This is a genomic window from Caulobacter sp. GW821-FHT09B11 (genome assembly GCF_059418205.1).
In genome coordinates this window covers 23,866-32,662 of sequence record NZ_JBWKPK010000045.1, presented here as the reverse complement: position 1 = coordinate 32,662, position 8,797 = coordinate 23,866, and the positions used below count along the sequence as shown (strand labels likewise).

Genomic DNA, 8,797 nt, shown 5'->3' with positions numbered 1-8,797 from the left:
GACCGAGACCAGTGTCGCGGCCCTGGCCTGCGAAATCCCGTCCGATCGATGCGGTCGCGTGGTCGCGCTGGGGCGGCTGCGGCGGCCGGCGCGGCCTCCTGAGCGAAGGCGGTGGCGCCGATCGGCGCCCCCGCGAGAGTCGCGGCGAGCATCAGCCCAGCCAGCGGCTTAAAGGTGAGTTTCATCGTTGGTATCCCCTTTCCCCGACGATTACAGAGCGGCCGGGCCGGTTTCGCCCGTCCGAATGCGCACGGCTTCTTCGACATTGAGGACGAAGATCTTGCCGTCGCCGATCTTGCCCGTGGCCGCGGCGGCCTTGACCGCTTCGACCGCCTTGGCCGCGGACGCATCGTCCACCACGGCTTCCAGCTTCACCTTCGGCACGAAGTTCACTTGGTACTCCGCGCCGCGATAGATTTCGGTTTGGCCCTTCTGGCGGCCGTAACCCTTCACTTCCGACACCGTCAGGCCTTCGACGCCCGCGGCGACCAGCGCCTCGCGGACTTCATCGAGCTTGAAGGGTTTGACGACCGCTATGATCAGTTTCATCCGCCTTGCTCCGGCCCGCCCTACAGGCAGGCCCCCCTTGTTTGGTTGCTAGAGCGCGTTCGCTCACTCGATCACCGCGACGCCGCCGGAATGCGGCCGCGTCGTTTCCCCGGCGCTCGCACGCTATCGGCCACGGTTCCTGGAACGGGGGCGCGGGTTAGGGTTTGAGAAACGAAAGGGACGAGGCGCCGGAAAAATAATCATAGAACATCGATATTGCACTTTTAGAAGGCAAAATGAGCGTCCAGCGGGGCCGTGGCGCTGGACGTCGCTGAACGTCTACAATCGCGGCTCCCATCTCCCTTTCGGAGGATTCTCCATGCCGCCCCTGTGGGCCAAGATCGCCCCGTGGGCGCTGCTGATCTGCTCGAACGTCTTCATGACCTTCGCCTGGTACGGCCACCTCAAGCACCGGGCCATCGCCCTGCCTCTGGCCATACTGACCAGCTGGATGATCGCGCTGCCCGAGTACATGCTCGCGGTTCCCGCCAATCGCATCGGTGCGGGCGTCTATTCCACGGCTCAGCTCAAGACCGGCCAAGAAGCGATCACGCTGATCGTCTTCACGTTGTTCTCCTATTTCTACCTGGGAGAGGCGATCCGCTGGACGACGGCGCTGGGTTTCGTGCTGATCTTCGCCGGAGCGTCGCTGGTGTTCTTCTTCAAGTAACGGCGAAGTCTGGATCACGAGCCCGTGATGCGGTGCAACGGAGTCGCAATCTGAAGCGTACAGCCGGCCTGGAATTCGAGCGAAAGGACCAGGCCATGTATGTGACGCGCTTCCTCTCCGCCGCCGCCGCCGTCGCGCTGCTCTCGGGCGTCGCCGTCGCCCAGACGGCGGCCCCGGCCCAGCCGCCCGCCGCTCCGCCGCCCGCGACCACCGCCGCCCCGGCGACGCCGGCCGCCAAGGTGACCCCCAACGGCGACCTGATCGCCACGGCCAAGGCCTCGGGCCAGTTCACGACCTTTCTCAAGGCCCTGGACGCCACCAACCTGACCAGCGTGCTGGCCAGCAATCCGAACCTGACGGTGTTCGCCCCCACCGACGCGGCCTTCGCGGCCCTGCCGGCCGGCGAGCTCGACCGCCTGCTGCAACCGGCCAACGCCGCCCAACTGCAGAAGGTGCTGACCTACCACGTGATCAACACCAAGGTGGACAGCACCAAGATCAAGGGCGCCAAGGGCGAGGTGAAGACCGTCGAGGGCTCGTCGGTGACGCTGGACGGCAGCGGCGCGACCCCGATGGTCGACGGCGCCAACATCGTCCAGGCCGACGTGCTGGCCACCAACGGCGTGCTGCACGTGGTCGACAAGGTGCTGATCCCCAAGGACGTGCCGATCCAGGCCGCCGCCGCGACGGACGACGCCGCCACCAGCATGGCCTCGACGACCGCCAGCGCCGACGTGATGTCGGCCACCGACGCCGGTTCCGACGTCGCCGCCCAGGCCGCGCCGGCGCCCGCTCCGGACCAGGCCGCGACCCCGTCGGCCACCGACGCCCCGGCCGACCAGGCCCTGAATCCGACGACCGCGCCGGCCCCGGCCGCGGCCGATCCGACCGCCGCGACCGCCGCGACCACGGCGCCGGCGGCCGACACCGGCACGGCCGCGCCGACCTCGGCGACTCTGCCGGCCTCGTCGCTGAACCCCGAGCAGCAGGCGACCCTCAAGGCCGGCGACGCCAACGTGGTCTCCAACCCGCCGGTCGCCGACACGCCCGAGAACCGCAAGGCGTACGGCTCGCCGATGTCCAACGCCGGCAAGCGCTCGGCCGCCAAGGGCAACTAAGTTCGAACGGGGTGTAACAAACGACGTCCCCTTCGCTTGAAGCGACAGTCGGCGGGCCCTATGGTCCGCCGACTTTTTTCAGGCCCTTGTTCGGACGTCATGCCCGCCGCCCCCAAATCATTTCAAAGCCTCATCCTGACGCTCCACAACTACTGGAGCGAAAAGGGCTGCGTGATCCTGCAGCCGCACGACGTGGAAGTGGGGGCGGGGACGCTGCACCCGGCCACGGTGCTGCGCGCGCTCGGCCCCAAGCCGTGGAACGCGGCCTACGTCCAGCCCTCGCGCCGTCCGGGCGACGGCCGCTATGGCGAGAACCCCAACCGCCTGCAGCACTATTACCAGTACCAGGTGATCCTGAAGCCGAACCCGGCTGACATGCAGGACCTCTATCTGGGCTCGCTGGAGGCCATCGGCCTGGATCTGCGCACCCACGACATCCGCTTCGTCGAGGACGACTGGGAAAACCCCACCGTCGGCGCCTGGGGGCTGGGCTGGGAAGTCTGGTGCGACGGCATGGAGGTGTCGCAGTACACCTACTTCCAGCAGGTGGGCGGCCTGGACGTGAGCCCGGTGGCCGGTGAGCTGACCTACGGCCTGGAACGCCTGGCCATGTACGTGTTCGGGGTCGACAACGTCTACGACCTGCCGTTCAACGATCCGGACTCGCCGCTGGGCGCGCTGACCTATGGCGACGTCTTCCTGGCCAACGAGCGCCAGCAGTCGGAAGCCAACTTCCACGGCTATGACGTCTCTGTGCTCAAGCAGCAGTTCGAGCAGATGGAGCAGCAGGTGCCGCTGATGCTGGCCCGCTCCTACAAGAACGAGACCCTCGTCCTGCCCGCCTATGACATGGTCCTCAAGGCCAGCCACCTCTTCAACCTGATGAACGCCCGCGGCGCGATCGCCGTCGCCGAGCGCGCCAGCTACATCGGCCGCATCCGCGACCTCTGTAAGATGTGCGCCCAGAAGTGGGTCGAGCTGCAGGAAGCCGCGTAACTCCAATGCCCCAACTGCTTCTCGAACTGTTCTCCGAAGAGATCCCCGCCCGCATGCAGGGCCAGGCCGCCAAGGACCTGGAGCGCATGGCGCGCGAACACCTGGCCGCCGCCGGCTTCCTGCCCGAGGCCCTGAAGACCTTCGCCGGTCCGCGCCGCCTGACCCTGGTGGCCGAAGGCCTGCCGCTGGCCCAGGCCGACCGCAAGGAAGAGCTGAAGGGCCCGCGCGTCGGCGCCCCGCAGCAGGCCATGGACGGCTTCCTGCGCAAGGCCGGCCTGACGCAGGACCAGCTGGTCGAGCAGAACGGCGTCTGGATGGCCTTCGTCGAGAAGAAGGGCCGCCCGACCGCCGAGATCGTCGCCGAGATGGTGGAAGCCATCGTCCGCGGCTTCGCCTGGCCCAAGTCGATGACCTGGGGCACGGGCAAGCTGCGCTGGGTGCGTCCGCTGAAGCGGATCCTATGCGTGCTCGACCGTGAAGTGGTGCCGTTCAGCATCGACGGCATCGCCAGCGGCGACGTCACCGAGGGTCACCGCTTCATGGGCGAAGCCAAACCCTTCGTGGCCAAGGACTTCGACGAGTATGCGGCGGGCCTGGAGGCCCACTTCGTGGTGCTGGACGTCGAGGAGCGCAAGCAGCGCATCCTCGAAGGCTGCAAGACCCTGTGCTTCGCCCGTCACCTGGAGCTGGTCGAGGACATCGGCCTGCTCGAGGAAGTCGCGGGCCTGGCCGAATGGCCGACCCCGGTGCTGGGCGACATGGACCCGTCGTTCCTCGACCTGCCGCCCGAGGTGATCCGCACCTCGATGCGCACCCACCAGAAGTATTTCGCCGTGCGCAAGCCGGGCGAGGCGGGCCTGGCCCCGCACTTCATCACCGTGGCCAATATCGAGGCCAAGGACGGCGGCAAGGTGATCGCCGCCGGCAACGCCAAGGTGCTGTCGTCGCGCCTGTCGGACGCCCGCTTCTTCTGGGACGAGGACGTCAAGACCGGTTTCGAGCCGTGGCTGGCCAAGCTGGACGGCGTGACCTTCCACGCCAAGCTCGGCACGATGAAGCAGCGCGTCGAGCGCATCGTCGCCCTGGCCGGCGAGATCGCGCCCCTGGTCGGCGCCGATGTCGACAAGGCCAAGGAAGCCGCGCGCCTGGCCAAAGCCGACCTGACCTCGCAGATGGTCGGCGAGTTCCCTGAGCTCCAGGGGATCATGGGCGGCTACTACGCCCGCCACTTCGGCCTCGACCCCGAGATCGCCGCGGCGATCCAGGACCACTACAAGCCGCAAGGCCCCTCCGACGCCGTCCCGACCGCGCCGCTGAGCGTGGCCGTGGCCCTGGCCGACAAGCTGGACACGCTGGTCGGGTTCTTCGCCATCGACGAGAAGCCGACGGGCAGCAAGGATCCCTATGCGCTGCGTCGCGCGGCGCTGGGCGTGATCCGGACGCTTCTGGAGATAGGGCGCAAGGCGGAGTTGGCCACTATCCTTGCCAAGCAAGCGCGACGGGTCGAGCTCGATAGAAACTGGACTGCAACGCAATCAGCTTCCGAAGTGGTGGAGTATGATGGCGACTCTACGGTGTCGCAGAGGGCCGGACTGCTTTCCGAATATCATGCACTTCACGCCCTATATGAGTATGGTGGTGCACCTACTGGAGAAGAGGTCGCCGTTGCTTCAAGCTTGCTGGCCTTCTTCGCCGACCGCCTGAAGGTCACCCTGAAGGACCAGGGCAAGCGCCACGACCTGGTCGACGCCGTGTTCGCCCTGGGCGACGACGACCTCGTGCGGATCGTCGCGCGGGTCGAGGCCCTGGACGGTTTCCTGAAGACCGACGACGGCAAGAACCTGCTGGCCGGCTACAAGCGCGCCTCCAACATCCTCAAGGCCGAGGAGAAGAAGGGGCCGCTGCCGGAAGGTCAGGCCGAGGAGCCGGCCGCGGACAGCGCCGCCGAGGTCGGGCTCTACCAGGCCCTGCGCCTGCTGGACCGCCCGCTGAAGGACGCCCTGGCCAAGGAGGACTTCACCGGCGCCATGGCCCAGCTGGCCGAGCTGCGCGGGCCGGTCGACGCCTATCTCGACGGCGTCTTCGTCAACGACCCCGAGCACCGCGACAACCGCCTCAAGACCCTCGCCGCCGTCCGCGCGGCCATGGGCCAGGTGGCGGATTTCGGGTTGGTGGGGGGGTAGGCCGCTTCGCGGCGCCCCCTCCGGCCCTCCGGGCCACCTCCCCCAGAGGGGGAGGATCTAGGTCGGCGCTTCATCAAGATGCTCCCCCTCTGGGGGAGCTGTCGCGGAGCGACTGAGGGGGCCGCCCGCCAGGGCGGTCACTCACACACATCCGCCCACTTGGCGTTGACGGCATCCGTTCCGTCCGCCTCCTCGATCACCAGCGCACCATCGGACCAGACGAAGCGCTCGGGGCCGTCGAAGCTGTCCTGCTCCTGCTGGATGTCGACTTGGCCGCACACCGAGACGACGTCGCCGTCCTGGTGGGTGAAGACCTTGCCGAAGACGATGGCCGTGGCTTCGGGGAAGCGGTTCTGCACGGCGATCTTGCCGCCGGCGATCGCCAGCTGGTCGTCGCCTCGGTCCTCCACCGCCTCGTCGGCGGCGTCGTGGAACACGTAGGCCACGAGGCCCAGGCCCGTGCCGAGCAGGATCACGGCCGCGCCGACCGCGGCCAGGATGCGTATGTCGATCTTCATGACCGCAGTCGGCCGCAGGTTGCAGCGGGCGTCAACCGCCCTCTACTTCTCCCGTCATTCCCGCCACAAGGGCGGGAATGACGGGAGTTTAGGGAGCGGCCTATTCCCGCAGCAGCGGCAGCGACAGGCCGCCGGCCTGGCGGGCGCCCAGGATCTCGCGCCTGAAGCGGAACAGCTCGGCCGGGCGGCCGCCGGTTTCGCTGTCGAGGCGGCCCAGGCCCTCGACCAGGTCCTCGCGCTCGACCACGCGGCGGAAGTTCTGCTTGTGCAGGGGCACGCCGGCGATGGCCTCGACGGTGCGCTGCAGGGTCGAGAGGGTGAACTCGGCGGGCGTCAGTTCGAACACCACCGGGCGGTACTTGATCTTGCCGCGCAGGCGGGAAAGCCCGGTGGCCAGGATCCGCCGGTGGTCGGAGATCATCGGCTCGCCCAGGGCCGCCGATAGGGCCTCGGGCTCGGCCGGGTCGTGGCCGTCGGCGCGGGCCCGGTCGCGGGCGGCTTCGGGGGCGAGGCCCGCCTCATAGAGCAGCTCGTAGCGCTCCAGCACCCGTTCCTCGTTCCACGGCGCGCCGTCCAGGGCGAAGGCCAAGCGGGCGCGGGCCAAGCGGTCGGCGTCGTCGCCGGCCCAGCGGCGCAGGGCTGGGGCGATGGCCTCGTCGAGCAGGGCGGGGCGGCCGGCGCGCCAGTCCTCCCAAGGGAAGAACCGGGTCCACGGGGCCCAGACGGTGTCTGGGGCCTGGGTGTCGGTGGCCTTGGGCGTCAGGCCCAGATAGCCGATCGAGACGACGCGCGCCGCGCCCGCGCCGACCTCGGCCCGCGGCGCGTCACGACCCTTGTCGCCGAAGGTGTAGAGCTGCTCGACATAGCCCAGCTGGAAGCGGGTCTGCTCGGTGACGAAGGCGCGCAGGGCCAGCTCGAACGTGCGGTGGCCGGCCGGGTCGAACGGACCGAAGGGCAGGCCGGGCAGGGGCGAGGCGACGTCGGTGACGGCGTCGTGCGGGCGCACGGTCAGGACCACGACCTCGCCGTCGCGCACGGCCACGACCACGGCCGACAGGCCGATGACGACGGCTGATGAGGCGCCTGGGCCGGTCATTCGGTCTCGCCGATCATTCCGTCTCGAACGCGGCGCTTGGAGAGGATTCGTAGCCGGCCGCCTTCGACAGCACGTGGAACCGCTGGACGTAGCGGGCCTGGGCCTCGAACGGGGGCTGGGGGATGATCTTAAGGTCGTAGCCGGCCGGCGGCGCGCCGAAGATCGACAGGGATTCGGCGTGCTCGAAGCCCGCCAGCTGGGTGGCCTCGAAGAAGGCGCAGGCGCGGTCGGCTTGCTTGATCAGCTTCTTGATCGGGGCCGGGGTCTTCACCGGCAGGCCGAAGCGGATGTGGATGGCGTCCTCCAGCCGGGCCTCGAAGTCCTTGTACGACACGCCCAGCGCCGCCTTGAACGGGCTGATCATGTCGCCGATCACGTATTCGGAAGCGTCGTGCAGCAGGGCCGCCAGCCGCCAGCGCGGCTCCAGGTCGGGCTTGATGTGGGCGGCGATCTCTTCGACCACCAGGCTGTGCTGGGCCACCGAGAAGCCGTGCTCGCCGATCGTCTGGCCGTTCCAGCGGGCCACCCGCGCCAGGCCGTGGGCGATGTCCTCGATCTCGATATCCATCGGCGACGGGTCCAGCAGGTCCAGCCTGCGGCCCGAAAGCATCCGCTGCCACGCTCTCGGCTGGCCCTTATGCAGCCCTTTGGCCACGAGATCGTTCCTTACGGTGAAGGTGGTTTGAGTGCCGCATCGCTTGATGAAGATCAATGATGGCCCGGGCCGACGCCTGTGGAAATGCGTTTTGTCAGAAAGCGCGCAAAGGCGCGTTACGGCAGGGCGCGGGGACCGATTTCGGCGCCCGTCGCGCGCCGGCGATTTGGAGGATGGATCATGAGCTGGGCGAGAATCATGGCGCCGCTGGCTGGGGCCAAGTCCGACGAAGGGGTTCTGCGCGCCGCGGCCGAACTGGCCGCCGGCTTCGACGCCGAACTGGCCGCCATCCACGCGCCGGCCGACGTGGCCGACCTGATGCCGTGGATGGGCGAGGGGTTCATGGGCGGGGTGCAGGTCACCGCGCTGGAAAGCCTGAAGGAAGCCGCCGTCGAGGGCGCTCACGCCGTCGAGGCCTTGGTCGCCTCGGTCGGCTATCCGCGCGCCCGGGTCACCACCCTGGAATCGCCGGTGTGGGCGGGCCTGGCCATGGAGTGCCGGCTGTCGGACGTGATCGTGTTCGACGACGCGGCGGCGCGCGGCAAGGGTCCTCTCGCGGAAGCCTTCCAGCAGATGATCGCCGACGAGCAGCGGCCCGTTCTCGTGGCGCGTCCCGGCCTTAAGGTCGGCGGCACGGTGCTGGTCGCCTGGGACGGCGGCAAGGAGGCCAGCCGCGCCCTGCGCACGGCCCTGCCGCTGCTGCAGAAGGCCTCGCGCGTGGTGGTGGCCGGCGCGCCGGCGGCCTCGTCGCGCAGCTTCGAGCTGGCCCGGATGGTCGATTTCCTGGCCGCCCGCGGCGTCACCGCGCAGGTTCGGGTGCTGGAGGGCGCGCACGACGCGGCCAAGCTGCTGCTGGAAGCCGCGCGCGTGGAAGGGGCCGAGGTGCTGGTCGCCGGCGCCTTCGGCCACCCGCGCCTGCAGGAGTTCATCTTCGGCGGCACGACCCGCAGCCTGCTGAACGCCGACGGGCCGTCGCTCTTCCTGTCGCACTGATTTTCCAAGCAAGAAGAAG

The 8,797-nt window shown here is 68.8% G+C and carries 10 protein-coding genes; 5 read left to right on the top strand and 5 right to left on the bottom strand.

Translation table 11 applies throughout. From position 1 onward, the window contains the following. Both AC07N1_RS23510 and AC07N1_RS23505 read right to left on the bottom strand, forming a co-directional pair. A partial coding sequence (locus AC07N1_RS23510; protein ID WP_494673990.1) for a hypothetical protein occupies nucleotides 1-185 on the bottom strand: 185 nt, incomplete at its 3' end. 25 nt (nucleotides 186-210) lie between these two features. Next, a complete protein-coding gene (locus AC07N1_RS23505) occupies nucleotides 211-549 on the bottom strand; it encodes a P-II family nitrogen regulator (RefSeq protein ID WP_035046383.1) in 339 nt (112 codons plus the stop codon). A 319-nt stretch (nucleotides 550-868) separates the two neighbouring features. Between AC07N1_RS23505 and AC07N1_RS23500 the strand changes: the two genes are divergently transcribed. The 4 genes from AC07N1_RS23500 (at nucleotide 869) to glyS (ending at nucleotide 5,516) form a co-directional block, all read left to right on the top strand. Next, nucleotides 869-1,219 (top strand): DMT family protein, encoded by a 351-nt coding sequence (locus AC07N1_RS23500; RefSeq protein WP_494673989.1) that lies wholly within the window; start codon nucleotides 869-871, stop codon nucleotides 1,217-1,219. A 95-nt stretch (nucleotides 1,220-1,314) separates the two neighbouring features. Next, nucleotides 1,315-2,337: a fasciclin domain-containing protein gene (locus tag AC07N1_RS23495; protein WP_494673988.1), complete on the top strand. Its 1,023-nt coding sequence runs from the start codon at nucleotides 1,315-1,317 to the stop codon at nucleotides 2,335-2,337. Nucleotides 2,338-2,436: 99 nt separating this feature from the next. Further along, nucleotides 2,437-3,333, top strand: a complete 897-nt coding sequence (locus tag AC07N1_RS23490) for a glycine--tRNA ligase subunit alpha (RefSeq protein WP_494673987.1) — start codon at nucleotides 2,437-2,439, stop codon at nucleotides 3,331-3,333. Nucleotides 3,334-3,338: 5 nt separating this feature from the next. Beyond that, nucleotides 3,339-5,516 carry a glycine--tRNA ligase subunit beta gene (gene glyS, locus AC07N1_RS23485; RefSeq protein WP_494673986.1) on the top strand — a complete coding sequence of 726 codons (2,178 nt, stop codon included), beginning with the start codon at nucleotides 3,339-3,341 and terminating at the stop codon, nucleotides 5,514-5,516. Nucleotides 5,517-5,653: 137 nt separating this feature from the next. Here glyS and AC07N1_RS23480 read toward each other — a convergent pair whose 3' ends face one another. From AC07N1_RS23480 to AC07N1_RS23470, 3 genes are all read right to left on the bottom strand, one after another. Beyond that, nucleotides 5,654-6,034: a hypothetical protein gene (locus tag AC07N1_RS23480; RefSeq protein ID WP_494673985.1), complete on the bottom strand. Its 381-nt coding sequence runs from the start codon at nucleotides 6,032-6,034 to the stop codon at nucleotides 5,654-5,656. A gap of 100 nt (nucleotides 6,035-6,134) precedes the next feature. Continuing rightward, nucleotides 6,135-7,130, bottom strand: a complete 996-nt coding sequence (locus AC07N1_RS23475) for an NUDIX hydrolase (RefSeq protein ID WP_494673984.1) — start codon at nucleotides 7,128-7,130, stop codon at nucleotides 6,135-6,137. A gap of 13 nt (nucleotides 7,131-7,143) precedes the next feature. After that, entirely contained in the window at nucleotides 7,144-7,785 is a 642-nt protein-coding gene (locus AC07N1_RS23470; protein ID WP_494673983.1) for a YfbR-like 5'-deoxynucleotidase, read from the bottom strand. Nucleotides 7,786-7,965: 180 nt separating this feature from the next. Here AC07N1_RS23470 and AC07N1_RS23465 point away from each other — a divergent pair, with 180 nt between their 5' ends. Continuing rightward, nucleotides 7,966-8,778: a universal stress protein gene (locus AC07N1_RS23465; RefSeq protein ID WP_494673982.1), complete on the top strand. Its 813-nt coding sequence runs from the start codon at nucleotides 7,966-7,968 to the stop codon at nucleotides 8,776-8,778. The last annotated feature ends 19 nt before the right edge of the window (nucleotides 8,779-8,797 follow it).